Annotated in this window: 25 protein-coding genes; 18 read left to right on the top strand and 7 right to left on the bottom strand. The window is 70.6% G+C overall.

The window, feature by feature from the left end:
* Nucleotides 1-2 precede the first annotated feature (2 nt).
* Both ATC03_RS18965 and ATC03_RS18960 read right to left on the bottom strand, forming a co-directional pair.
* Nucleotides 3-587, bottom strand: coding sequence for a hypothetical protein (locus ATC03_RS18965; RefSeq protein WP_152031022.1), 585 nt, complete (start codon nt 585-587; stop codon nt 3-5).
* Between the two features lie 126 nt (nt 588-713).
* Complete coding sequence (locus ATC03_RS18960; RefSeq protein ID WP_067880610.1) at nt 714-1601, bottom strand: serine protein kinase RIO; 888 nt, start codon at nt 1599-1601, stop codon at nt 714-716.
* Between the two features lie 303 nt (nt 1602-1904).
* Between ATC03_RS18960 and ATC03_RS18955 the strand changes: the two genes are divergently transcribed.
* Nucleotides 1905-2483: a septum formation family protein gene (locus ATC03_RS18955; protein WP_067880608.1), complete on the top strand. Its 579-nt coding sequence runs from the start codon at nt 1905-1907 to the stop codon at nt 2481-2483.
* Between the two features lie 80 nt (nt 2484-2563).
* Nucleotides 2564-4147 carry an MFS transporter gene (locus ATC03_RS18950; RefSeq protein WP_067880605.1) on the top strand — a complete coding sequence of 528 codons (1584 nt, stop codon included), beginning with the start codon at nt 2564-2566 and terminating at the stop codon, nt 4145-4147.
* Between the two features lie 49 nt (nt 4148-4196).
* Here ATC03_RS18950 and ATC03_RS18945 read toward each other — a convergent pair whose 3' ends face one another.
* Nucleotides 4197-4955, bottom strand: a complete 759-nt coding sequence (locus tag ATC03_RS18945; RefSeq protein WP_198168759.1) for a sulfite exporter TauE/SafE family protein — start codon at nt 4953-4955, stop codon at nt 4197-4199.
* A 157-nt stretch (nt 4956-5112) separates the two neighbouring features.
* Nucleotides 5113-6273, bottom strand: coding sequence for a GTP pyrophosphokinase (locus ATC03_RS18940; RefSeq protein WP_067880603.1), 1161 nt, complete (start codon nt 6271-6273; stop codon nt 5113-5115).
* A gap of 270 nt (nt 6274-6543) precedes the next feature.
* Between ATC03_RS18940 and dnaK the strand changes: the two genes are divergently transcribed.
* The 4 genes from dnaK (at nt 6544) to ATC03_RS18920 (ending at nt 10511) form a co-directional block, all read left to right on the top strand.
* Entirely contained in the window at nt 6544-8412 is a 1869-nt protein-coding gene (gene dnaK, locus ATC03_RS18935; protein ID WP_067880599.1) for a molecular chaperone DnaK, read from the top strand.
* A gap of 8 nt (nt 8413-8420) precedes the next feature.
* A complete protein-coding gene (locus ATC03_RS18930) occupies nt 8421-9005 on the top strand; it encodes a nucleotide exchange factor GrpE (RefSeq protein WP_067880596.1) in 585 nt (194 codons plus the stop codon).
* 78 nt (nt 9006-9083) lie between these two features.
* A complete protein-coding gene (locus tag ATC03_RS18925; protein ID WP_067880592.1) occupies nt 9084-10082 on the top strand; it encodes a DnaJ C-terminal domain-containing protein in 999 nt (332 codons plus the stop codon).
* A 6-nt stretch (nt 10083-10088) separates the two neighbouring features.
* A complete protein-coding gene (locus ATC03_RS18920; protein WP_067880589.1) occupies nt 10089-10511 on the top strand; it encodes a heat shock protein transcriptional repressor HspR in 423 nt (140 codons plus the stop codon).
* 27 nt (nt 10512-10538) lie between these two features.
* Here the strand turns inward: ATC03_RS18920 and ATC03_RS18915 are convergent, their stop codons facing one another.
* The gene (locus ATC03_RS18915) at nt 10539-11249 is read right to left on the bottom strand and encodes a hypothetical protein (protein WP_227820170.1); all 711 of its coding nucleotides are present in this window, start codon (nt 11247-11249) and stop codon (nt 10539-10541) included.
* 68 nt (nt 11250-11317) lie between these two features.
* Here ATC03_RS18915 and ATC03_RS18910 point away from each other — a divergent pair, with 68 nt between their 5' ends.
* From ATC03_RS18910 to ATC03_RS18890, 5 genes are all read left to right on the top strand, one after another.
* On the top strand, nt 11318-12460 hold the full coding sequence (locus ATC03_RS18910; RefSeq protein WP_067880585.1) for a class I SAM-dependent methyltransferase: 1143 nt from the start codon (nt 11318-11320) through the stop codon (nt 12458-12460).
* 116 nt (nt 12461-12576) lie between these two features.
* Nucleotides 12577-12954, top strand: coding sequence for a nuclear transport factor 2 family protein (locus ATC03_RS18905; protein ID WP_067880582.1), 378 nt, complete (start codon nt 12577-12579; stop codon nt 12952-12954).
* An 83-nt stretch (nt 12955-13037) separates the two neighbouring features.
* Nucleotides 13038-13328, top strand: coding sequence for an ATP-dependent Clp protease adapter ClpS (gene clpS, locus ATC03_RS18900; protein WP_067880579.1), 291 nt, complete (start codon nt 13038-13040; stop codon nt 13326-13328).
* On the top strand, nt 13325-13816 hold the full coding sequence (locus tag ATC03_RS18895) for a DUF2017 family protein (RefSeq protein WP_067880575.1): 492 nt from the start codon (nt 13325-13327) through the stop codon (nt 13814-13816). The genes clpS and ATC03_RS18895 overlap by 4 nt, the downstream gene beginning before the upstream one ends.
* A 213-nt stretch (nt 13817-14029) precedes the next feature.
* Nucleotides 14030-15124: a DUF998 domain-containing protein gene (locus tag ATC03_RS18890; RefSeq protein ID WP_067880572.1), complete on the top strand. Its 1095-nt coding sequence runs from the start codon at nt 14030-14032 to the stop codon at nt 15122-15124.
* 76 nt (nt 15125-15200) lie between these two features.
* On the opposite strand, the gene ATC03_RS18885 is transcribed toward ATC03_RS18890, so the two are convergent.
* Nucleotides 15201-15599, bottom strand: coding sequence for an SHOCT domain-containing protein (locus ATC03_RS18885; RefSeq protein WP_067880569.1), 399 nt, complete (start codon nt 15597-15599; stop codon nt 15201-15203).
* 137 nt (nt 15600-15736) lie between these two features.
* Here ATC03_RS18885 and ATC03_RS18880 point away from each other — a divergent pair, with 137 nt between their 5' ends.
* The 6 genes from ATC03_RS18880 to ATC03_RS18855 all read left to right on the top strand — a co-directional run bounded on the left by ATC03_RS18880 (nt 15737) and on the right by ATC03_RS18855 (nt 20924).
* On the top strand, nt 15737-16873 hold the full coding sequence (locus ATC03_RS18880; protein ID WP_227820169.1) for an AI-2E family transporter: 1137 nt from the start codon (nt 15737-15739) through the stop codon (nt 16871-16873).
* A gap of 31 nt (nt 16874-16904) precedes the next feature.
* Nucleotides 16905-17333 carry a DUF6325 family protein gene (locus tag ATC03_RS18875; protein WP_067880565.1) on the top strand — a complete coding sequence of 143 codons (429 nt, stop codon included), beginning with the start codon at nt 16905-16907 and terminating at the stop codon, nt 17331-17333.
* On the top strand, nt 17330-17695 hold the full coding sequence (locus ATC03_RS18870) for an SHOCT domain-containing protein (protein ID WP_227820168.1): 366 nt from the start codon (nt 17330-17332) through the stop codon (nt 17693-17695). The genes ATC03_RS18875 and ATC03_RS18870 overlap by 4 nt, the downstream gene beginning before the upstream one ends.
* A 169-nt stretch (nt 17696-17864) precedes the next feature.
* Nucleotides 17865-19004 carry a type III polyketide synthase gene (locus tag ATC03_RS18865; protein ID WP_067880559.1) on the top strand — a complete coding sequence of 380 codons (1140 nt, stop codon included), beginning with the start codon at nt 17865-17867 and terminating at the stop codon, nt 19002-19004.
* 14 nt (nt 19005-19018) lie between these two features.
* On the top strand, nt 19019-19780 hold the full coding sequence (locus ATC03_RS18860; RefSeq protein WP_227820167.1) for a methyltransferase domain-containing protein: 762 nt from the start codon (nt 19019-19021) through the stop codon (nt 19778-19780).
* Nucleotides 19773-20924 (top strand): FAD-dependent oxidoreductase, encoded by a 1152-nt coding sequence (locus ATC03_RS18855; protein WP_084003630.1) that lies wholly within the window; start codon nt 19773-19775, stop codon nt 20922-20924. The genes ATC03_RS18860 and ATC03_RS18855 overlap by 8 nt, the downstream gene beginning before the upstream one ends.
* A 51-nt stretch (nt 20925-20975) precedes the next feature.
* Here the strand turns inward: ATC03_RS18855 and ATC03_RS18850 are convergent, their stop codons facing one another.
* A complete protein-coding gene (locus tag ATC03_RS18850; RefSeq protein ID WP_067880556.1) occupies nt 20976-22127 on the bottom strand; it encodes an epoxide hydrolase family protein in 1152 nt (383 codons plus the stop codon).
* A 61-nt stretch (nt 22128-22188) separates the two neighbouring features.
* On the opposite strand from ATC03_RS18850, the gene ATC03_RS18845 reads away from it, so the two are divergent.
* Nucleotides 22189-23199: a helix-turn-helix transcriptional regulator gene (locus tag ATC03_RS18845; protein ID WP_067880553.1), complete on the top strand. Its 1011-nt coding sequence runs from the start codon at nt 22189-22191 to the stop codon at nt 23197-23199.
* The last annotated feature ends 89 nt before the right edge of the window (nt 23200-23288 follow it).

Below are 23288 nucleotides of genomic sequence, written 5' to 3'. Positions count from 1 at the left end.
GATCAGTTCACGACGGCGAGGTCTGAGGCCTGCATCGGCGTGCTCACGAACGTGAGGCTGTCGTCGGTGACCACGACGACCGACGGCACGCCCGTTCCCGGATCCTCGGGGCCGCTGTGGGTTCCGGGCACGGGGTCGTCGGTCAGCACGTAGCCCTCGGCCGCGAGCGCCGCCGGCCACTCGGACGTCGCGACGTCGATGCCCGTGAGCTGCACGACCGTGAAGTTGGCGTCCGACGACGGCCTGCCCCACTTGCACGCGAGCCCGCCGGCGGCCATCAGGTCGTCGGCGATCGGGTAGAAGGTCGACTGGCCCACGTCGACGAGTTCGAGGCCGTCGGCCTGCAGTTGTGCGATGGCCTCGTCGGTGAGCACGTCGTCGCAGGCCACGGCGGGCGGTCCAGGCGTCGGCTCCGCGATCGGCGTCGCGGTGGCCGGCGTCGCCGACGGCGAGGCCGCGTCGGTCGAGGGCGGCGTGCTTGCGGACGGGCCGCCGCTGCATCCGGTCAGGGCCGCGCCGCCGGAGAGCAGCAGGGCGACGAGCAGGGTGCGGCGCACGGTCGGCATCGGTCGGCTGGCGGTCGTCATGAGCGGCAGTGTAGACGCCGACGCCCGCCCACGGAACAGGGCTTGCACTGGTGCGCCGGCCGTGCTCCGGGCGCCGGGCGGGCCCGAGCGGGCGCGCCGACGCACCGCGCCCGCCCGCGGCATCCGTCACCAGATCACGGCGACGAGTTCGCCGAAGAGCGCCTCGGCGTCGCACTCGAGCCGCTGCCGTGTGAACCAATCGCAGACGTTCACGCAGTCGCGGTGCAGCAGGTCGAGTCCCTGCGGATTCGACACCAGGTCGACGACCTGCGGCAGGTCGATCGCGACGACGCGACCGTGGTGCACGAGCAGGTTGTACGGCGAGAGGTCGCCGTGCGCGAGGCCGTTGGCGGCCAGCACGTGCATGAACTCCACGACCTGGTGGAACAGGTCGCGCAGTTCGTCGGGTGTCGCCCGCACCTGCGCGAGGCGCGGGGCGGCCACCCGGCCGTCGCCGACGAACTCCATGAGCACCTCCGTTCCGGCGACCTGCACCGGGTACGGCACGGCCGCGCCGAGCTCGGTGAGGCGGCACAGGGCCTCGAACTCGGCGCTCGCCCACTGCACGCGGGCGACCGAGCGGCCGAAGGAGGTACCGCGCGCGACGGCGCGCACATCGCGCGTGCGCCGGAGCCCGCGCCCCTCGGTGTAGATCGTGGAGCGGTGGAAGTCGGAGTGCTCGCTCGAGCGGTAGCGCTTGGCGGCCAGCACCACCCGGTTGCCCGCGACCTCGGGCGGGGCATCCGGGATCGCGCGCTCGATGAGGAACACGTCGCCCTCCTTGCCGGTCTTCACGACGCCGAGTTCGGTGTCGATCGCCGCGGCGGACGTGACGAGCCAGTCGGGGCGAGGCCTAGGGCCGCGCTCGCTGGGGGTGGTCGCCGGCCAGGTCGACCAGCGTTGGTCATCGCCCGGTTCCGTGGTCTGGAAGGCGAGGTCGGTCGTCGAGGGAAGGGCGGATGCCGCGGCGGAACGCGCAGCGGAGGTGTCGTCGAGAGACGAGAGGAAGGTCACGGTGGTTCTCCGAATGAGATGGAGGCCACCGGGTGCCCGGCCGAACGGCTACAGGCTGGAGGCCTCGCAGGAAAGGGGGTCTGCGAAACGCGCGACAGAGGCGTCGGTCATGGTTCGCTCCTTTCACTCGGAGAGGCGGATGCCGCGTGGTGCGGCTTGCGAAACGATACGCGCCTGCCCCGGACCTGTCCAGTGAAGACGCCACGCTCGTTCAGGAAGGCTGCTCTAGGGTGGTCGAACCGCGAGCACCGGGCCTGGCCTCCGCAGCCCGGCGCGAGCCCGCCCAGACTCTGATCGGACAGCATGACCCGCCCCTCACGTCGCCGGCCCGCGTCGGCCGTCGCGCTGCTCGGCGCAGCGGTCGCGGGCCTGGTCGTGCTGGCGTGTTCGGCGGGGTGCACAGGCGTGATCCCGATGCCGTCTGCAGAGCCGAGCCACCGCGCCGACGCCTCGCCGACGCCGTCGACTCCGCCGATCCCGACGCCGACGGCGTCGACGGGCCCACCGGCGGGCCGCTCAGCGGGTTCGCAGGCTCCCTTCCACCTGGAGGTCGGCCAGTGCGTCGACGTGCGCAAGGACCGCCGGACCGGACCCGAGTCGATCGTCCCGTGCGACGTGGAGCACGACGACGAGGCGTTCGACACGTTCGCGCTCGACGGAGGGGCGTATCCGGGGGAGGTCGAGCTCGAGACCACGGCGACCGATGGGTGCCGGGCACGATTCGGCGGGTTCATCGGGGTGCCGTACTCCGAATCCGTCTACGAGACGTACGCGGTGTTCCCGACGGCGGCGACCTGGGCGTCGGGCGATCGCAAGGTCACCTGCGTCGTCTGGTACCCCGCGGACTCGGTCGTCGGCTCGCTCGCGGGCGCCGGCTCGTAGGGCGCCTCCCGGCGGGGCGGATCCCGCGACGCACAGGCCCCGCCCTTCCGCACCGGTGCCTCGGTGTGGTTGAGTGCCCTATGACCGCGGATCAGGGCGCGCAGGCACCGTTCAACTTCCGTCTCGCGATCCTCCTCGCGATGGCGATGTTCGTGCTCGTCGTCGACACGTCGCTCATGAACGTGTCGATCTCGGCGGTCGTCCGCGACCTCGACACCACGGTGAGCGGGGTGCAGGGCGCGATCGCGCTCGAGGCGCTCGTCTCGGCGGCGTTCATCCTCATCGGCGGCAAGACCGGCGACCTCATCGGCCGCAAGCTCGCCTACATCCTCGGCCTGCTCGCCTACGCCGTCGGTGCGCTCGCGATGGTGTTCGCCCAGGACCTGAACGCGATCATCATCTTCTGGGCCGTCATCGGCGGCATCGGCGCCTCGCTGCTGCTGCCCGCGATGCAGTCGCTCATCCACGGCAATTTCGAGGGCGCGCACCAGAAGCGCGTGTACGCGCTGGTCGGCGCCTCCGCCGCCATCGCGGCCGCCGTCGGGCCGCTCCTCGGCGGCTTCATCACCACGTTCCTCTCGTGGCGCGTCGGCTTCGCGCTCGAGGCCGCGATTATCGCCGTCGTGCTCATCGGCATCGGGCTCGTGAAGGACGTGCCGTACCACGGCGAGCGTTCGATCGACCTCGTCGGCGCGGCGCTCTCGATCGTCGGCATGGGCGGCGTCGTGACCGGCATCCTCGTCTGGCAGGAGGGCGGCGGGTACGTCGGCCTCATCATCGGCATCGGCGTGCTCGGCCTCGGCACCCTCGTGTTCTGGTTGCGCAGCCGCAAGCGTCGCGGCAAGCCGACGCTGCTCGACCCGACGCTCTTCGACTCGAAGCCGTTCCGTGCGGGCGCGAGCGGCCAGTTGCTGCAGCAGATCGCGCTCGGCGGCACCATGATCGTGCTGCCGATCTACCTGCAGATGGTCTTCGAGTACAACGCCCTGCAGGCGGGCCTCTCGATCGCGCCGCTGTCGCTCAGCATGTTCGTCGTCGCGCTGCTCGCAGGCCGTGGGTTGAAACGACGGCCGGCCAACATCATCCTCTGGGGGTTCGTGCTCATCGTGGTCGGCGTCGGCCTGATCGTGCCGATCGTGCCGATCGCCGACTCGGGCTGGTACCTCGCGGTGCCCCTCATCATCGCGGGCTGCGGGCTCGGCCTGCTCGTCTCGCAGCTGAACAACTACACGCTCTCGCCGATCTCGGACGAACGGGTGAGCGAGGCGGCCGGCGTGAACTCGGCCGCGGGCTCGTTCGGCCTCTCGTTCGGCCTCGCGTTCGCCGGCGCGATCATGCTCGCGACGCTCGCCTACACCTTCACCGCGAGCGCCGAGGCGAGCACCGTGCTGAGCCCGGAACAGCAGCAGCAGGTCTCGGCGGTGCTCGAGGAGGACGCCGAGATCATGACGAACACCGGGCTCGAGGCCCTCCTCGCCGACGAGACCCCCGAGGTGCAGGACGAGGTGCTGCGCATCAACGCCGACTCGCGCTTCATCGCCCTGCAGGTCGCGCTGCTGGTGCCGATCCTCGCGGGCGTGCTCGGCATCCTGAACGGATTCCGGATGCGCCGGCTGCCCGACCCGGCGCCGAACGCGTCGGCCGAGGGGTCGATGCTCGGCTGAGCCGCCGGGAGTCGTCGCGACGCAGCGAAGCGGACGCTCACCGCACCGCCTATGTGAGCACGAAGTACGCGAGCGCCGCGAGCCCGACCACGACGATGACGACGCGGTAGGCCGTCTGCGGGATGTACCGGCCGTAGCGTCCGCCGAGCGACCCGCCGATGAACGAGCCGATCGCGATCGCGGCGGCGGCCGGCCACGCCACGTCGGTGGCCAGGACGAAGACGATCGCCGCGGCGAGGTTCGCGACGGCGGCCATGGCGTTCTTGTAGGCGTTCGCCCGTGAGAGCGCTCCGGTCATCGTGATCGAGAGCAGGGCGAGCAGCAGCACGCCCTGGGCGGCACCGAAGTAGCCGCCGTAGATCGCGGTGAGGCCCGCGACGGCGATCGTGGCGACCGGATGGTCGTGGTGCTCTGCTCCGCCGTGCAGCCGCGCGGTCCACCGCTTGATCCACGGCCCGAAGATCACGAGCAGCAGCGCCAGCACGATGAGGGCGGGCACGATCGCGTCGAACGCCTCGCTCGGCAGCTGCAGCAGCAGCACGGCGCCCGTCACGCCGCCTGCGGCCGAGAAGCAGAGGATGAACCCGAGCCGCCGCCACTCGCCGCGGAACTCCGCGCGGTTCGCGTAGGTCGCGGCGAGCGAGGCGGGCAGCACGCCGACGTTGTTCGTGACGTTCGCGAGCACGGGCGGGTAGCCGAACGCGATCAGCAGGGGGAACGTCACCAACGAGCCGGATCCGACGACCGCGTTGATCGACCCGGCGACGACCCCGCCGAGCATGAGCAGCACGAACTCGAGCGGGTTCACGTGGTGCTCGGTTCGTCGGGCGGCATCCGTCGATCCAATCACGCGATGAACGGGCCGGATGCCGCGTGGGACCCGCGGCGACCCGGGCTCGCGTCGCGCGGCGGGTCGGCGAACGCGCCGTCTCGTCGAACGCGCCGTCTCGTCGAGCGCGCTGGGATCAGCCGAGGTCGATCGCGCCGAACGCCGCCTCGTCGAGGGTGCCGGCCGGCGCCGCCGACTGCTGGTAGCGGCTGCGCACGGCGAGGGCCGAGACATCCGGCCGTCGGAACAGGTGAACGGCCACCGTGCGGTACTCGGCCAGTCGGCCGTCGGGCACGCGGCTCTCGCGAAGGGACTCGCCCGACACGAGGGCCGCGGCCATGGCCGTCCAGTACACGCCGATGCCGCGGAACGAACGGGCGGGCCGTTGGGGTTCGGCATCCGTGAGCAGGACGTCGTTCGTGCTGCTGGCGCACGCGATCGCGAGGCGCCGGCCGAGTTCGGAGTATTCGGCGAACCCGTCGGCGAGGGCCTCGTAGTGCAGCCATCCGGCGGCCCGCACGACGCTGCGGAGCTCGCGTCCGGCACCCGTCACGGCGCTGAACGGCACGTCGAGGGCCGCGGTGATGATCTGGTCGAGCGAGCGGGAGTCGCCGTCGTACTGGATGAACCGGCCGATGTAGCCGCGTTCGCCGCCGAGGGTCGGCGCCGCGGTGCGGGCCTCCTCGACCTGGCTGCGGATGAGGTCGAGGTTGTCGTCGGCCTGCTCGAGCAGCGCCGCGGAGAGGGCGAAGAGCCGGTCGACCTCGCGCGGCAGCTGCCTCGCGGACTTGTAGCGGAAGTCGTGCTCGAGCTCCGACCAGGTGTCGGAGAGGGCGGTGCGCAGCTGCACCTCGAGCTGCGTGCCCGCGGCCGGGTCGCCGTCGACGTCGGCCTCCTGGCCCGGCTCCGGCACGCGACCGACGAACTGCACCGAGCGGTAGCCGAACGCATCGAGCGGCAGCAGCGCCGACTTGTCGATCCAGGAGTCGTCGTCGACGATGAGCGCCTCGCGCACGACCTGCTCCATGCCGGGCAGGTCACCCTCGAAGTTCGCGACGACGCGGACTCCGAGGATGTCGAGCACCTCGCGGTCGGGCGCCCGGCGCACCTTGCGCTCGAACGACTCGCGCGACTTGACGCGGGCCGCGACATGGAAGTACTTGAATCCCGCGGCGTCGAGGCGCCGCGCGATATCGGCCTCGATCTGGCCGCGCTGCTTGCGGAATCGCCGCAGCTCGCGGTCGTACCGGGCGAGTTCTGCGGCGACGAGGCGTTCGTCGTGCTCGCGCGCATCCATGCTCGGCAGAGTACTGCCTCGGTGCGACGCGAGCGGGGCGCCGCTGCCGCTCCGACCGGAATGCTGAACGCCCGCTGTGAGTTGAGTCGAGTGTGCTCAAGTTTGAGATCTTCGACTTGACACGCCAAAACGGCCCTGCAAAGCTTGAGTCATCGGGACTCAAGTCTCGAACGAAGAACTTCGGTTGCCGGCCGCGAAGGCCGAATCGACAGCCGACGGGTGCTCGCGGCATCCGCCCGCGAACCGCCTCAGGCAGAAGGAGAGACACACATGTCACGTGCAGTAGGAATCGACCTCGGAACCACCAACTCGGTCGTGAGCGTGCTCGAAGGTGGCGAGCCCACCGTCATCGCGAACGCCGAGGGCTTCCGCACCACCCCCTCGGTGGTCGCCTTCACCAAGGACGGCGAGGTGCTCGTCGGCGAGACCGCCAAGCGCCAGGCCGTCACCAACGTCGACCGCACCATCGCGTCGGTCAAGCGCCACGTCGGCACCGACTGGAAGACCGACGAGATCGACGGCAAGAAGTACACGCCGCAAGAGATCTCGGCGCGCATCCTGCAGAAGCTGAAGCGCGACGCCGAGCAGTACCTCGGCGACACGGTCACCGACGCCGTCATCACCGTTCCCGCGTACTTCAACGACGCCGAGCGCCAGGCCACCAAGGAGGCCGGCGAGATCGCGGGCCTCAACGTGCTGCGCATCATCAACGAGCCCACCGCCGCCGCACTCGCGTACGGCCTCGACAAGGGCAAGGAGGACGAGCTCATCCTCGTCTTCGACCTCGGTGGCGGCACGTTCGACGTCTCGCTGCTCGAAGTGGGCAAGGACGACGACTTCTCCACCATCCAGGTGCGCTCGACGGCCGGCGACAACCGCCTCGGCGGCGACGACTGGGACCAGCGCATCGTCGAGTGGCTCATCAAGCGCTTCAAGGAGTCGACGGGCGTCGACGTCTCGAACGACAAGATCGCCAAGCAGCGCCTCAAGGAGGCCGCCGAGCAGGCCAAGAAGGAGCTCAGCTCCTCGATGAGCACGAGCATCCAGCTGCCCTACCTCTCGCTCACCGAGAACGGCCCCGCCAACCTCGACGAGACCCTCACGCGTGCGCAGTTCGAGAACATGACCAGCGATCTGCTCGACCGCACGAAGAAGCCCTTCGAAGACGTCATCCGCGAGGCCGGCGTCAAGCTCGCCGACATCGCGCACGTCGTGCTCGTCGGCGGCTCGACCCGCATGCCCGCCGTCTCCGAACTGGTGAAGAAGGAGACCGGCCAGGAGCCCAACAAGGGCGTCAACCCCGATGAGGTCGTCGCCGTCGGCGCCGCGCTCCAGGCCGGCGTGCTGAAGGGCGAGCGCAAGGATGTGCTGCTCATCGACGTCACCCCCCTGAGCCTCGGCATCGAGACCAAGGGCGGCATCATGACCAAGCTCATCGAGCGCAACACGGCGATCCCGACCAAGCGCAGCGAGACCTTCACGACCGCCGACGACAACCAGCCGTCGGTCGCGATCCAGGTCTTCCAGGGCGAGCGCGAGTTCACCCGCGACAACAAGCCGCTCGGCACCTTCGAGCTGACCGGAATCGCCCCGGCCCCCCGCGGCATCCCGCAGGTCGAGGTCACCTTCGACATCGACGCCAACGGCATCGTGCACGTGTCCGCCAAGGACAAGGGCACGGGCAAGGAGCAGTCGATGACGATCTCGGGCGGCTCGAGCCTCCCGAAGGACGACATCGAGCGCATGGTGCGCGAGGCCGAGGAGCACGCGGCAGAAGACAAGAAGCGCCGCGAGTTCGCCGAGACCCGCAACTCCGCCGAGCAGCTCGCCTACTCGACCGAGAAGCTCATCAAGGACAACGACGACAAGCTCCCGGCCGACGTCAAGTCCGAGGTGCAGGGCGACGTCGACGCGCTGAAGTCGGCCCTCGCCGGCGACGACGACGAGGCCGTGAAGTCGGCCTTCGAGAAGCTGTCGCAGTCGCAGGGCAAGCTCGGCGAGGCCATCTACGCGCAGTCGCAGGCACCGGATGCCTCGGCCGCCGGTGGCGCTCCCGCCGACGGTGAGCCGCAGGCCGACGCGTCCGACGAAGACGTGGTCGACGCCGAGGTCATCGACGACGAAGACGACAAGAAGTAGGCCCGAGCATGGCTGACGAGAACGAGAACCCCCAGGTTCCCGAGCCCGACGCCACCGACGGGGTGACGGATGCCGAGGCATCCGTCACCCCCGAGGAGCTCATCGACGGGGTCGAGGCCGACGAGCGCGAACTCACGGTGGAGGACATCCTGAACGCCGCGAACGCCGAGGTCGATGACCCGAGCGACGAGCACCTGGCCGACCTCAAGCGCGTCACGGCCGAGTACGCCAACTACCGTCGGCGCACCGAGGCCAACCGCGAGCTCGAGAAGGAGCGCGCGATCGGCGCGACCGTCTCGGTGCTGCTGCCCGTGCTCGACGACCTCGACCGTGCCGAGAAGCACGGAGACCTCGAGGGCGAGTCGGCGTTCGCCACGATCGCGGCGAAGCTGCGCGCGTCGGTCGAGCGCCTCGGCCTCGCCAAGTTCGGCGAACCTGGCGACGTGTTCGACCCGCAGAAGCACGAGGCGATCTTCCAGCAGCCCTCGCCCGACGTCGAGGTCGACACGGTCGCCGACGTCGTCGAGACGGGCTACACGCTCGGCGGCACGCAGCTCCGTGCTGCGAAGGTCGTCGTCACGACGCCCGCGTAACCCCCTTCGCCGGTCGAGGAGCGTCCAGCTCCTCGACCGGCGTACCCTTTCCAGCAGACTTCGAGAGACGAGGTGTCGATGGCCAGCCAGGACTGGTTCGACAAGGACTTCTACAAGGTGCTCGGCGTCTCGAAAGACGTGAGCGAAGCCGATCTGAAGAAGACGTACCGCAAGCTCGCGCGCAAGTACCACCCCGACTCCAACGCGGGTGACGCCACGGCCGAGGCGAAGTTCAAGGAGATCAGCGAGGCGCACTCGGTGCTCTCCGACCCCGAGCAGCGCAAGGAGTACGACGCCGTCCGAGCCATGGGCTCCGGCGCGCGATTCACGGCGCCCGGTGCGGGCGGCGGCAACGGCGGCTTCGACGACGTCTTCGGCGGCATGTTCGGTGGCGGCGCAGGCGCCGGCCGCGGCAGCCGCCAGCAGTACTCCCAGGGCGGCGACTACGACGACCTGCTCAGCGGACTGTTCGGCAACGGGCGGTTCGGTCAGTCCACCGGCGGGTTCCGCGGCGCGGGCGGTCCGAGCAAGGGGCGCGACGTCACGGCGACGACCACGCTCGACTTCGTCACCGCGACCAAGGGCGACCAGATCACGCTGCAGACCGGCGAGGGGCGCAACATCACCGTGCGCATCCCCGCGGGTGTCGCCGACGGCCAGAAGATCCGCGTGGCGGGCAAGGGTCAGCCCTCGCCCGACGGCGGCGCACCCGGCGACCTCGTGCTCACGGTCACCGTGCGCAAGCACCCCGTGTTCGAGCGCGACGGCCTCAACCTGCGCGTGACCGTTCCGGTGACCTTCGCCGAGGCCGCGCTCGGCGCGACCATCCAGGTGCCGACGCTCGGGGGCGACCCCGTGAAGCTCCGCGTCGCGCCCGGCACCCCCAGCGGACGCGTGCTGCGCGTCAAGGGTCGCGGCGTCGAGACGAAGAAGGCCACGGGCGACCTGCTCGCGGTCGTGCAGGTCGTCGTGCCGTCCCACCTCTCGAAGGACGCCCAGCAGAAGCTCGAGGAGTTCGCCGCCGAGCTGCCCGACGAGAACCCGCGCGACGACCTGATCGCCAGGGCGCGGGGCTAGCCGGGCATGAGCGTCGACGAGACCAGTCCCATCTTCGTCATCTCGGTGGCGGCGGAGCTGGCCGGCATGCACCCGCAGACCCTGCGGCAGTACGACCGGCTCGGCCTCGTCTCGCCGACCCGCACGTCGGGCGGCTCGCGCCGCTACTCGATGCGCAACGTCATGCAGTTGCGCGAGATCGCCCAGCTCTCGAGCGAGGGCGTCAGCCTCGAGGGCATCCGCCGCGTGCTCGGCCTCGAAGACGAGGTGACCACGCTGCGCGCACGCGTGCACGAACTCGAGGCCATGCTCGCCGACGAGATGTTGAATCGTCCGGGCCGGCGCGTGTTCGCGGCCGGCTCGCACGGCGAGGTCATCTCGATGCGCGCGGGTACGCGCGTGCGACGCGAGACGGCCATGGTCGTCTGGCGCCCGCTCGACCGCGACTGACTACGCCGCGCCCGAGGCGCGCCCGGGTCAGCGGCCCCAGGCCTCCGCGGGGGCCTCGATGACCTCGTAGGGTCGCGAGCTCCAGTGCGTGCCGTACCCGTAGTGGCTCGACGCCCACGGCGAGGCCCAGATGGCCTGCGCGGTGGCATCCGCCGAGTCGCCGCGCTGGAGCGCCGCATCGACCGCGGGGTAGCGGCCCGACTTGATGTTCTGGGCCGCGTAGAAGGCCGCCTCGACGAGGTCGACGTAGCTGCCGAGACCCGATCCGCCGCCGGAGCCCTGCCCGTTGTTCAACGGGTTGTTGCGGTTCCACCAGTTGTCGGCGCCGTTCTCCTGACGGGTCCAGCGCATCATGAAGGTGATGTTCTCTTCGGTGACGGGCCAGTCCCCGTCGATGAGCACGAGCTTCGCCCAGTCGACGTTGGTGCCGCCCGCGACGAGGGTCTGCGGTCCGGTCGACGCGGTGTACGACTCGTGCGAGACCTGCTGCGCCGTGACGCCGTCGGCGATCTCGACGGTCTGCCCAGCAGTGACGGTGTCGGCGTCGGCGGCCAGCACGGGCGACGGCGGGGCGACGGGCACGAGCGAGAGGGTACCGACGATGCCGATGACGGCGAGCGTCGCGAAGCCGGCGAGCGGGCGGATGCCGCGGGGCCGACGCCTCGGGGTTCGCCTGACGCGCAGCCCGGCCTCCTGCCGTGCCGCCGCTCGTTCCCCGATCGACTGTGCGTTCCCCATGCGGGCCCGAGAGTAGCAAACGAGCCTGCGTTCCGCACTCAGGATGGCGCCCCGCGTAGCCTTGGCGGGTGAGATTGGACTTCGAACTGCTGCGCCGCGACCCCGATGTCGAGGGGCTCGGCCTCGAGGCGTCCGACGCCGCCGATCGGCTGATCCTCGACGAGGCGGCCGAGGCCGTCGCGTCGGCCGGCCCGGGCGGGGTGCTCGTGCTCGACGATGCCTACGGCGCGCTCGCGCTGGGCGCGACGGCGCTGGGTGCGACGGGCGTCCGGGTGCATCAGGACCTCGCGACGGGCGAGCGCGCGCTCGCGCGCAACGCCGGCCGGCTCGGCTTCACGGGCGAGCTGGTGCCGCTGTCGATCCCGCTCGCGCCCGGGCTCCTCGGGCACGCGCGGGTCGTGCTCATGCGGTTGCCGCGCTCGCTCGACCGGCTCGACGAGCTCGCCGGCCTCGTGGCCGGGCACGCGGCATCCGACGTTCGGATCTTCGCCGGCGGACGCCTGAAGCACATGACGCTCGCGATGAACGAGGTGCTCGGCGCGTGGTTCGGCCGTGTCGACGTGTCGCACGCGCGCCAGAAGTCGCGCGTGCTCATCGCGAGCGAACCTCGTGCGCACCGGCAGCCCGCCGCACCGGCCTGGCCGCGCGTGCAGCACGACGCCGCGCTCGACCTCGAGGTCGCCGCGCACGGCGGCGTGTTCGCGGGCAGCTCGGTCGACATCGGCACGCGCCTGCTGCTCGCCGCGCTCCACGACGGGGAGGCGGTTCCGGATGCCGCGACCGCCGTCGACCTCGCGTGCGGCACGGGCGTGGTCGCCGCGTGGCTGGCGCGTGCCAGGCCCGGGCTCGCGGTGACGGCGACCGACCGCTCGGCGTCGGCCGCGGCATCCGCTCGTGCGACCGCTGCGGCGAACGGCGTGGCCGACCGGGTGACCGTGACGCAGGCCGACGGGCTCGAGCTGCTGCCCGCGGCGAGCGAGCGGCTGATCGTGCTGAACCCGCCGTTCCACTCCGACGCCGCGCTGCACACGGGCATCGCCGAGCACCTGTTCGCCGACGCCGCCCGCGTGCTCGCGCCGGGCGGCGAGCTGTGGTGCGTCTGGAACTCGCCCCTGCGCTACCGGCCCGCGCTCGAGCGCATCGTGGGCCCGACCCGGCAGATCGCCCGTGACCCGAAGTTCACCGTCACGGCCTCGCGCCGCGCGGGCTGAATCCCGCGGCCGCGCGGGCTGAATGCCGTGGGCCGCGCCGGCTCCGAGCCCGAATCGGCAGACCGGCCGCTGTCAACCGCATGACGGCGGCTCCGCCGGTGGAGTAGACACGGGGCATGACGCAGGCGAGCCGATGGCTGGACGGGTACCTCCGCGCCTGGCGGTCCAAGGCGCCCGACGATGTGCGGGCGCTCTTCACGGACGACGCCGAGTACTGGTTCCGCCCCGACGACCCCGACCCGGTGCGCGGCATCGACGCGATCATCGAGATGTGGATCGAGGACGAGCCCGCGGAGCCCGTGTTCGAGCTCGAGGTCCTGATCGAGGATGAGCGCCTCGGCATGATCAAGGGGCACGTGGACTACCCGGGACACGAGTTCTACTGGAACCTCTGGGAGGTGCACTTCGCCCCCGACGGCCGGGCGGTGCGGTTCGTCGAATGGTTCATGACGCCGAGGGCTGCAGAAACCGCTGACGGCGGCAGCCCGACCTGAGTCCCGCTGCCCGGTCGTCGCGACCTGAGCCGGGCGACCGACGTCCACTCGCGTCATCCGCCCGGTCGTGTCAGTCTTGATGCGTGATCTCCACGCTCGAAGAACTCGACCTCGACACCACCACGCGTGTCGCGGCCGAGGTGCCGTGGCAGACCGTCGTGTGGGACGACCCCGTCAACCTCATGACGTACGTGAGCTACGTGTTCCGCAGCTACTTCGGCTTCGCGCGCGACGAGGCCGAACGCCTCATGCTCTGCGTGCACAACGACGGCAGGGCGATCGTCGCGACCGGCAACCGGGAGGCGATGGAACGCCACGTGCAGGCCATGCACGGCTACGGCCTGCAGGCGACCGTGTCGAGGGCCGAGCCGTGATCGTCGCCGGGCGCAGCGACGGCGAGGGCGTGCGTCTCGTGCTCGAGACCGAAGAGGCGATGCTGCTGTCCGAGCTCGCCGACCAGGTCGACTCGGTGCTGCTGCTCGGCGAGGTCGACGACCCGGCGCTCGGGCGCCTGCTGCCGAGCGCCTACGCCGACGATCACGCCGCCTCGCAGGAGTTCGAGCGGTACACGCGCGACAGCCTCGTCGACGGCAAGCGCCAGGCGGCCCAGCAGGTGCGCGACGCGACCGCGGCGCACGAGGGCGATGGCGTCGTGCAGATCGAGCTCGACGAGTCGGAGGCGTGGGGGTGGCTCACCTTCCTCACCGACCTGCGGCTCATCCTCGCCGAGCGGGTCGGCGTCATCGAGGAGGGCGACACCGACGCCGACGAGACCCGCGACGACTACCTGCGCGCCGCCTACGAGTGGGCGGGCTTCGTGCAGGGGTCGATGCTCGAGGTGCTCGACCCGATCTCGTCCTGACCCGAGTTCGCCGGTCGGGGAGCGACGCGCCGCTCGAGCCTTCGACGCGGGCGAGCGGATGCCGCATCCGCACGCCGAGCCTGTGGACTCGTCGGCACGCACGATGCCATGCTGATCTCCGAATCGCCGTGCCGACTCGGATGCACGGGCCTAGGGGTGGGAGCGCACGTGTCGGGAACAACGTCGACGAAGCAGCGATCGAAGCGTGAAGCGGTGTCGATCAGGCAGATCCTCAAGACCCCCGGCGCGAACGTGGAGTCGGTGGAGTCGGCGGCACTGCTCGTCGGCAGCGTGTTCTTCGTGCTCGGCGGGGTCGTCGGCCTGTTCCTCTTCTGGGGGCAGGACCTCCCGATCGCGGGTCGCGGTTCACTCGGCGCGTTCGCGGCCATCGGCGGTGCGATCGCCGCGATCGCCGCGTTCGTGTTCGGCCGGTACGTCGCCGACCGCACCCCGAACCCGGCGCTTCGCAACGAGATCGGCGAGGGCCTCGACGTGCCCGACGCGAAGCTGCACTGGTTCGACGTGGCCGCGCTGGCGATCGCGCACGGCGTCATCGCCCTGCTCGGCTGGCTCGCGCTCTCGACGGTGCTCGAGCTCTGCTTCCAGGATGCCGTCGTGTTCCCGCTGCCCGCCGCGGCGCTCGCGGGCGTCACGCTCGCCCTCTCGGCGTACGTGAGCTTCCTGTCGTCCGTGCGCATGACGCCGATGCTGCTCTCGCTGGTGCTCGCCGTGTTCCTCGTGGTGGGTGTGCTCGCGAGCATGCTCTCGGCGGGCGACAAGCACTGGTGGGAGGAGAACCTCTCGGCGCTCGGCATGACCGACGACGTCTCGGCGATGGCCTTCAACGTCACGCTCATCGTCGCGGGCGCGATCGTCACGATCGTGGCGCGGTACGCGACGGCGGCCCTGCCGGCATCCGACCCGGTCGATCGCAAGGGTCGCGACACGGTTCGTCTGCTGCTGATCCTCGTCGGCATCTTCCTCGCCTGCGTCGGCATCTTCAAGGTCGACGAGTTCTTCTGGGTGCACAACTCGGTCGCGACCGGCATGGCGATCTGCTTCGCGATCATCGTGGTGCGGTTGCCGCGCCTGATCCGCACGATTCCGCGCGTGTTCGTGCTGCTCGGCTTCGCATACCTCGCGGTGATCGCGGTCGTCGCGGTGTTCTTCGCGACCGGGTACTACAACCTCACAGCCGTCGAGCTCGTGGCGGCCTGCCTGATCTTCAGCTGGATCATCGTGTTCCTCCGCACGGCGGGCGGTTCGAGCGACGCCGAGGCGGAGGTCGCGGCTCAGCCGGTCGAGTGACGAACGTCGACATGACGAGAGGGCCGGATGCGTGGCATCCGGCCCTCTCGGGTTCGTGCGGTACGACCGCTCGAGGTCAGCTCTTGGCGAGCGCCTTCGACTTCAGGTGCGCGAACTCCTCGGCCGTGATGGCGCCCGAGTCGAGCAGGCCCTTGGCCTTGGCGATCTCGTCTGCGGGGCTCGCCGACGTGCCCGCCGTCTGGCGGATGTAGTCGTCGGCCGCCGCCTGCGCCTGACGGGCGTCACGCTGCGAGCGCTCCGCCATGCCCTGACCGCGGGCGATCAGGTAGACCAGCGCCGTCAGGAACGGCACGAAGATCAGGAAGATGATCCAGACGGCCTTCCACCAGCCGCTCAGCTTGTGATCGCGGAACAGGTCGCCCACGATCGAGAAGAGGATCATCAGATAGGCGATGAAGACGAACACCCACAGGAACCACCAGATGATGCTCCAGAAGTTTGACCAGAAATCCATTGCGTTGTTCCGTTCTCGAGTTTTCCGCGCCCCCCAGGGATCGAGCGCCTGAGCCGAATGTAGCGTCGTTCCGGCGATCTCGTCCAGAGAACGCGCGGCGGTCGGCGGGTTGCGTGCGCGTGATCATAGGGTGACTCGTGGAGGACGAGATGACGGATGCCGCTGCAGAGCACGTGCCCGAAGCGCGCACGAGCGCGTCGCCCGAGGCGAGCCCGACCGCGTCGACCGGCTTCACGCTCGGACATCGACGAGTCATCGCGCTCGCCGCCGCCGTGGTCGCGCTGGGCGGCGTGTGGCTTGCACGCGACGTGCTCGGACCGATCGCGGTCGCGGCCGTCGTGGTGATCATCGCGCACCCCGTGCGCTTCCCGCTCGAACGCCGGGGTTGGCCGAAGTGGCTCGCCACGACCGCGGTCGTCGCGGTGGCCTGGGCGATCCTCGTAGCCCTCGCCGTGCTGCTCGTCGTGGCATCCGCCCAGTTCGTGGCGATCCTGCCCGACTACCTCGACGAGCTCGAGCAGACCGCGGCGTCGCTGATCTCCCTCATCGAGTCGACCGGCGTGACGACGGATGCCACGGCGAGCCTCTCGACGGTGCTCGACCCCGCGCAGCTCGTCGGGTTCGCGGGCGGCCTCGCGAGCGCGCTGCTCGGCCTCGCGACCGCGTTCTTCTTCGTGCTGGCCTACGTGATCTTCATGTCGGCGGATGCGGCGCGCTTCGCGCGGGCCCGCCCGGTGTTCGGCACGGCGGCCGGCGACGTGATCGGCGGCCGCTACTTCTCGGGCGTCCGGCGCTACTACGTGGTCAACGCGAGCTTCGGACTCGTCGTGGCGATCATCGACGGTCTCGTGCTTTGGGGGCTCGGCATCCCCATCCCGCTCGTGTGGGCGATCCTCGCATTCGTGACGAACTTCATCCCGAACATCGGCTTCGTGATCGGGTTGATCCCGCCCGCGGTGCTCGCGCTCGTGATCGGCGGGTGGCCGCTCGCGCTCGTCGTGGTGCTCGTGTACTGCGTCGTCAACGTGACGCTGCAGGTGCTGATCCAGCCGAAGTTCGTGAGCGACGCGGTGTCGCTCAGCCTCACGCTCTCGTTCGTGTCGGTCGTGTTCTGGACCCTCGTGATCGGGCCGATCGGCGCGATCCTCTCGATCCCACTCACGCTGCTCGTTCGCGCGCTCTTCCTCGAGCCCGATGAACGCACGGCGACGCTCAGGCGGCTCTCAGGCGATTTGCCGCCCGCACCCGTAGCGCCGCCCGCCGGGCAGGGATAGTCTGCAGAAACACTGACTGAGGGGGGAACCGATGGCGGATTTCGAATACGGGCCGGTCGATCTGTACCTGATCGGATTCGAAGGTGACCGGCCCGACGGCCGGACGCTCGAGGCGATCGCGGATCTCGTGGACAGCGGGGAGATCCGGCTCCTGGACTTCCTGCTCGTCTCACGCGGCGAAGACGAGGTGACCATCGTCGAGTTCGAGGACTTCGGCGGCCAGATCGAGTTCGACGTCGAGGTTCTCGAGGCCGGTCTGGTCGGAGACGAGGACGTCGACGACCTCGCCGAGCGCATCCCGGTCGGCAGCTCTGCGGCGCTCATCGCCATCGAGCTGGTGTGGGCGAAGAAGCTCGCGTCCCGCTTCGCGGAATCGGGCGCAGAGCTGCTGCAGGTCGAGCGGATCCCCGCGCCGATCGTGAACGAGATCCTCGCCGAGGTCGAAGGAGCGGAATCATGATGGGACGACGGATGGGCCGCCCGGGCCTCATCGGAATGGCGGCGCGCACGGCCGTCGTCGCGGGCACCGCCACGGCGGTGAGCGGCAGCGTCCAGCGCCACCAGCAGGACAAGTACAACCAGCAGCAGCAGGCCGACGCCTACCAGCAGCAACAGCAGCAGGCGCAGATCGACGCCGCCGCGCAGCAGGCTGCGCAGCAGCAGGCCTACCTGGCGCAGCAGCAGGCCCCACCGCCCGCTGCACCGGCGCCGGCCGCGAGTGTCGACATCGTCGCCGAGCTGCAGAAGCTCGCCGCGCTCAAGGAGCAGGGCATCCTCGACGATGCCGAGTTCGCGGCCGCGAAGGCCAGGCTGCTCGCCTGAGTCGCAGACCGCGCAGCGCAGCGCGACGGCGCGCGGAGCGTGAAGCGCCGGCGACCCACTCGGGTTGCCGGCGCTTCGCCGTGTGCGGGGTTCGGGGCGCGCATGTGAGGTTCGGGGGAATGCCGCGCAACCCCTGTCGCAGCATCCGCTCGCGTGCCTAGGGTTGGGCATGGCCATCACGCTGAGGGGTGTCACGACGGTTGTCCCGTCGACCGTGCTCGTGCAGGAGGCGGTGCGCGACGTGTTCGCGGCGCAGCCCGGGTTGAACCGATTGGCGCAGCGCATCGTGACGACGTCGTTCAACGTGTCGGGCATCGAGCGCCGGCATTCCGTGCTCGAAGAGCTGACGCTCGAGCCGCGCGAAGAGACGCCGGTGTTCTTCGATCAGGCCAGCGGCGAGCTGCTCATGCCCGGCACGAAGGCGCGCAACGAGATCTACGCCCGCGAGGCGACGGAACTCTACGTGCGGGCGGGCCGCGAGGCGATCGCCGCGACCCCGGGCGTCGAGGCATCCGACGTCACGCACGTCATCACCGTGTCGTGCACCGGCTTCTACGCCCCCGGCCCCGACTTCATGGTCGCGCGCGAGCTCGCGCTCGACCCCGGCGTCGAGCGCTACCACCTGGGGTTCATGGGCTGCTACGCATCGATTCCCGCACTCCGCCTCGCGCGGCAGCTCTGCCAGGCCGATCCTGCGGCGGTCGTGCTCGTGATCAGCGTCGAACTGTGCACGCTGCACCTGCGCTCGTCGAACGACCCCGACACGATCGTCGCGTCGTCGCTCTTCTCCGACGGCGCCGGGGCGGGCGTGGTCAGCTCGCGCGACCCCGAGCCGGGCGAGCGGGCCCTCGAACTCGACCGGTTCGCCACGCGCATCACGCCCGTCGGCGAGGGCGACATGGCGTGGAACATCGGCGACCACGGGTTCGAGATGGTGCTCTCCAACGCCATCCCCGCGATCATCGACGCGCACATCACGGGAGCCCTCGAACCGCTGTTCGAGCACGACGAGGCGCTCGCCGCATCGCTCGCGAACGACACGTCGAGCGATGCGATCGAGCACTGGGCGATCCATCCCGGCGGCCGGAGCATCCTCGACAAGGTCGAGTCGCGGCTCGCGCTCACCGAGGCGCAGCTCGTGCCGGCCCGCGAGACGCTGCGCGACTTCGGCAACATGTCGAGCGCGACGGTGCTGTTCGTGCTGGCGAACATCCTCGAGTCGGATGCCGCAGACGGTGAGCGGGTCGCGGCGATGGCCTTCGGCCCGGGCCTGACGGTCGAGTCGGCGCTCATGACCGTGCGCGGCTGAGCGCAGGGGCACCGGTGGGCGGGGCGAGCGCAGTGGGGCCGCGCGGCGCCGGCCCGTCGCGAGACGGCTGGCTGTCGCGGCGCGATGAGCAGGTGGCCGAGCTCATGGACGCCGCCGACGCCGATCCTGCGATGCTCGCGAAGACGTACGAGCGGTTCAGGCTCGTCAACGCCGTCGTCTCGGGCGAGCGGGCCGTGTACACCAGATGGCTTCGTCCGCGTCGCTCGGCGGGTCGCGTCGTCCGCGTGCTCGATATCGGCTCCGGCAGCGCAGACCTGCCCCGCCGGCTCCTGCGATGGGCAACGCGCGACCGGCTGCGGCTCGTGGTCACGGCGATCGACCCCGACGCGCGCGCGATGACGTGGGCGGCGGCCAGGCCCTCGACCCCGGGGCTGACGCTCCGTCGTGCCATGAGCGGCGACCTGGTCGCCGAGGGCGAGCGTTTCGACGTGGTGCTCTCGAACCACGTGCTGCACCACCTCGACGGCCGTGAACTCGGGGCGCTCCTGCGCGACAGCGAGTCCTTGCTCGCACCGGGCGGGGTCGCCGTGCACGGCGACATCGAGCGCTCGCGACCGGGGTACGCGGGGTTCTGGCTGGGCACACTGCCGTTCGCCGGCAACCTGCTGGCCGGTTCGTACATCCGGCCCGACGGGCTCACGTCGATCCGTCGCAGTCACACCGCCGCCGAACTCGCTCTCGTGCTGCCGGCCGGGTGGATGGTCCGACGCGCGATCCCGTCGCGCCTCGAGGCCGTCAGGAGAGCGGATGTCTGAAGCCGCCGTCATGCACGACGTCGCCATCGTCGGCGGCGGCCCGGTCGGGCTGCTGCTCGGATGCCTGCTCGCCCAGCGGGGCCGCGACGTCGTCGTGCTCGAGCGGCGCGTCGAGCGGTCGGGCCGCTCGCGCGCGATCGGCATCCACCCGCCGGGGCTGCGCGCCCTCGCGAAGGTCGGGCTCGAGGGCGAGGTGCGCGCGACCGCGGTCGAGATCCGCGAGGGTCGGGTCACGTGCGACGGGCGCATCCTCGGCACCATGTCGTTCGCCCGCGCGGGTTCGGTGTGGTCGCTGCCACAGCTCGAGACCGAGGCGATGCTGCTGCGTCGCCTCGACGAGCTCGCGCCCGGCGCGCTCCTGGCCGGCGTCGCCGTGCACGGACTGCGCGATCTCGGCACGCACGTCGAGGTCGAGGGTGATCGCGCAGGCGAACGGGTCGCGGTGCTCGCCAGGTACGTGGTGGGCGCCGACGGCGTGCGCAGCGGCATCCGGGACCTGCTCGAGATCGGCTGGATGCGGCGGCCGGGCCGAGCGCACTACGTGATGGGCGACACGCGCGACGAGACGGGCGAACCGGCGACTGCGCTGCTGCACTTCGAGCCGGCCGGGGTCGTGGAGTCGTTCCCGCTGCCCGGTGGGCGCCGGCGCTGGGTCGCCTGGGTGCGTCGACCGCCGCACCACCTGCGCGCGTCGCAACTCGCCACCATCGTCGCGTCGCGGGTCGTCGGCGCCCGGTTCGACGCCGACGAGGCGGTCGCGAGCGAGCCCAGCACGTTCGAGGCGCGCCAGCACCTCGCCGAACGCCTGCATCGCGGGCGCGTCGCGCTCGTCGGCGATGCTGCGCACGAGATCAGCCCGATCGGCGGGCAGGGCATGAACCTCGGGTGGCTCGACGCGCTGCGCCTCGACCACGAGCTCGCGAACGCGCTCGTCACCGGCGCACCTTACGAGGCGTTCGAACGCTACGAGCACGAGCGGCGCGGCTCCGCTTCGCGCGCCATTCGGCAGGCGGCCTTCAACATGCGCATGGGCGGCCCGGCGTCGGGCACTCGGCTCGCGGCTCGGAACGCCGCCGTGCGCGCACTGGCCGTGCCGCCGCTGCGGGCGGTGCTCGCTCGCGCCTTCACGATGCGCTGGTTGTGACCGGCGTCTGCCCCGCCGCTCGCGCGGCAGGGCAGGCGTCGCGCTTCACGGTCAGGCGCGCAGCGAGGCGAAGAAGGCCCGCAGGTCGCCGACGAGCACGTCGGGGCGCTCGAGCGCGGCGTAGTGCCCGCCGTCGGGGAACTCGCTCCAGTGCACGATGTTGCTGTTGTCGCGCTCGGCGAACGTGCGGATGGACTTGAAGTCGTCCTGGAAGACCGCGACCCCGGTCGGGGCGGTGTTGATCCGCGGCTCCGCGCCGGAGTTCGCCTCGGCATGGTGGTAGCGCCCGGCGGTCGCCTGGGTGTTCGTGAACCAGTACACCGAGACCTCGGTGACGATCTGCTCGCGGGTGACCAGGCTCGTGCCGTTGCCGAACGAGTTGAACAGCTCGCTCCAGGCCAGTTGGGCGACCGGGGAGTCCGCCATCCCAACCGAGACGGTCTGGGGCCGGCTCGCGTTGATGGCGTTGTAGCCGCCGACCGACTGGAACCACTGCATGTGCTCGAGGGCCGCGTAGTCCTTCGGCTCGAGCTTCTCGAACTCGGCCGGGTCGCCCGAAGGGAAGGAGAAGAGCTGCAGCACGTGCATGCCGAGGTATCCCGGAGGGTCGAGCAGGCCGAGCTCCCTCGAGACCATCGTGCCCGCGTCGCTGCCGTGCGAACCGTAGCGCTCGTAGCCGAGGCGACGCATCAGCGTGTCGAAGGTTCGGGCGACGCGCGCCAGCGTCCAGGTGCCCTCGGCGAGCGGCATGCTGAAGCCGAATCCGGGGATCGACGGCACGACGACCGAGAAGGCGTCCTCGGCCCGGCCGCCGTGGGCGACCGGATCCGTCAGCGGGGCGATCATGTCGAGGAAGTCGACGAACGACCCCGGGTACGCGTGGATGAGCAGCAGCGGGGTCGCGTTCGTCTCCGCCGAGGGCACGTGGATGAAGTGCACCGGCTGACCGTCGATGTCGGTCGTGAAGTGCGGCACGGCGTTCATGCGCTCCTCCTGCGCGCGCCAGTCGAACTCGTGCAGCCAGTAGTCGACCGTCTCGCGGAGGTAGGCGTTCGGGGTGCCGAGCGCCCAGTCGTCGGGGGAGGCGGGCTGTGGAAGGCGGGTGCGAGCGAGGCGCTCGTGGAGGTCGTCGAGATCGGCCTGCGGGATCTCGACACGGAACGGACGGATGTCGGCGGGGCCGGAGCCCTTCATTTCGTTCATACTTCGACGGTAGAACCCATATAGGAACACTTGATTCCTGTAATTCGGGATACTTGGATGCATGTTGGAAACCTCGGCAAGGCTGCTCGCACTGCTCTCCCTCCTGCAGTCCAGGCCGCGTTGGCCGGGGTCAGAGTTGGCCGAACGACTCGGCGTGACCACGCGCACGATCCGCAACGACATCGACCGCCTGCGAGAGCTCGGCTATCCGGTGGACGCCGCCCGCGGACGCGACGGGCACTACACGCTCGCCGCGGGCGCGACCCTGCCGCCGCTGCTGCTCGACGACGAGGAGGCGGTGGCCGTCGCGATCGGCCTCCGCGCGGGCGTCGGGGTGGGCGGCATCGAGGAGAGCAGCGCTCGCGCGCTGACCAAGCTCGAGCAGGTGCTTCCGCATCGCCTCCGCCGTCAGGTGTCGGCCATCCACGACGCGATGTCCCGCGGGCCGGAGAACACCGGCAGCAATGTCGAGGACCCCGAGGTCGATTCCGCGACGCTCGCACACATCGCCTCGGCGATCCGCGACCGGGAGTGGATCCGCTTCGACTACCGGGTCGACACCGATCCGGCGGAGTTCCCGCCCTCGGCGACCGCGGCGCGCGACGGCAGCAAGCTCGTCGAGCCGTACCGGTTGGTGAGCTGGCTGCGCCGCTGGTACCTCGTCGGGCGTGATCCCGGCTCGGAGGCGTGGGGCACGTACCGCGTCGACTGGATCGAGCCGCGCATGCCGACGCGCCGCTCCTTCGAGCCCAGGCCGCTGCCCGGCGGGGACTACACGAGCTTCGTCCTGCGCGAGGTGGCGTCGACGGGCTGGAAGGTGCACGCCCGCATTCCGGTGGCTGCGCCGGCCGCCGAGGTGCTCTCGCGCATCAACGCGACCGTCGGCGTGGTCGAATCCGTGGGCGACGACACCTGCGTGCTCGTCACGGGTGCCGACAGCTACGAGATCATCGCGGTCTACATCGGCATGCTGGGCCTCGACTTCACCGTCACCGAGCCGCCCGAGCTGGTCGAGCACGTCGCCGTGCTCGCCGACCGGTACGGGCGCGCGATTGCGGGCGCGACGGGATGAGTCGCCTCGGCAGAGCCGTTTCGGCATTGCGTCAACGGTCGCCCGACGCTATCGTTGGTTGAACCAACGTTGGCACTACCAACAATGCG

The sequence above is a fragment of the Agromyces aureus genome, assembly GCF_001660485.1.
GTDB classification, from domain to species: domain Bacteria; phylum Actinomycetota; class Actinomycetes; order Actinomycetales; family Microbacteriaceae; genus Agromyces; species Agromyces aureus.
The sequence above is the reverse complement of the archived record's forward strand: the minus strand, read 5'-3'. Positions and strand labels throughout refer to the sequence as shown.